This is a genomic window from Kitasatospora sp. NPDC002522, assembly GCF_053595195.1.
On record NZ_JBSFXE010000123.1, the window covers coordinates 1 to 1,360 of the forward strand.

Sequence of the window (1,360 nt, forward strand, 5' to 3'; positions counted from 1 at the left end):
TCTACGGGACAATCGACGCCTGGTATACCGCACCGGCGGCCGACGGCCGGCGGCGGCCCCCCGCGGGCCCCCGCCCCCCGCCCGCGGGAGCTCGGGGCTGCTCTCCAGCCCGGCGGGGGTCCATCGCACTCGCGATGGACCCCGGCTCAATCGTGCAGGCCGAAAGGTGCCGTCAGTCGGCGTCGGGCGCGCCGAGCTCCGGCGCGTGGCGGTAGCCGAGAATGAGGACGTCCCGGACCGCCACCTCCCGGTCGTCCGCGGCGGTGATCGGGTGCACGGCGTGGAGGAGCCTCCGGTCGTCCCAGTACATCGTGTCCAACCGGCTCTCCAGGCAGAACTCCGCGATGAGCTCCTTCGACAGGTCGTACACCTGGGACCCGCCTCCCGCCACGTTGCTGCGGGACATCAGGTGGATGGCACCGAAGTCGACGTCGTCGTGGTGCGGTCCCTCGGGGGTGGGCTCGCCGAGTTCAGCGGCCGAGCCGATGATGCGGAACTGGTGGCAAGCCACCTCCCAATGCTGGTCGAGCAGTTCCGGGGCGACCGGGAACTGCTCGAAGTTGAAAACGATGAGCGATTTCAGGAGTGGATTGTCGAGTGTGGAAGCGGTCAGCCCGGCGACCTCACGCTGGATTCCTCCGGCATAGGGGTTCGCCGTACTCGACTGGAAATACGGCCGGTGCGGCTGAAGGGTCACCTCGCCGGTCCGCGGCAGGAAGGAGAAGCGGTCATAGCGCCGCTCACGGAACCGGGCACCGCCCTTGAGATACCCGTCGACCTCCAGGTTCTCCCACTCCTTCGCCAGTCCTTCCTCGAAAGCGCGAAGTTCCTCCCCGATATCGAGCCGGTCGGCCAGCACGAGGGCATAGCCCTTGACACGCAGTTTCTCCTGGACATCCGCCGACATGATTCTCATTCCTCTCGCGGGGTCGAGTGGCCGCCAAGCCTCCCGGACATGGGTCCGCGGCCGTAGGGCCGCCCGGATTTCCTTTTGTGTGTGCGACCGGTGACCGGACATCAAGGAGAACGGTGAGTTTTCGGGGACGGTTCAACAGAATTCTGTGCGTTCACGGGGGCGAGGGCGCCGGGACGGGACTCCGGCCGGAGGTGCCAGGCGGGTGCTGCCGCCCCCGCCGGACGTGGTACCAAAGGAGTTCGCGTGCGGGCCTGACCAGGGGCTCGGTGACGACCCCGGGCCGGCAGTACATGAGCAGACCCTGCGCCCCGCTCGAACGTGCTCCGATCCCCGAACCCTTCCAACCGGCGGTCACGTCCGCCGGAGTGGTGTATCGACGGCCACTCGGTGATCCGGTTTCAGGCTAGGCGGTCAAGGCTGTTGCAGTGGTCTCGTCGGGGGTTT

1 protein-coding gene is annotated in these 1,360 nt (G+C 67.8%); it reads right to left on the reverse strand.

All coding sequences use genetic code 11. From position 1 onward, the window contains the following. Window positions 1-172: 172 nt before the first annotated feature. The gene (locus tag ACWD4U_RS34780; protein WP_363462302.1) at window positions 173-907 is read right to left on the reverse strand and encodes a 2OG-Fe dioxygenase family protein; all 735 of its coding nucleotides are present in this window, start codon (window positions 905-907) and stop codon (window positions 173-175) included. Window positions 908-1,360: the final 453 nt, after the last annotated feature.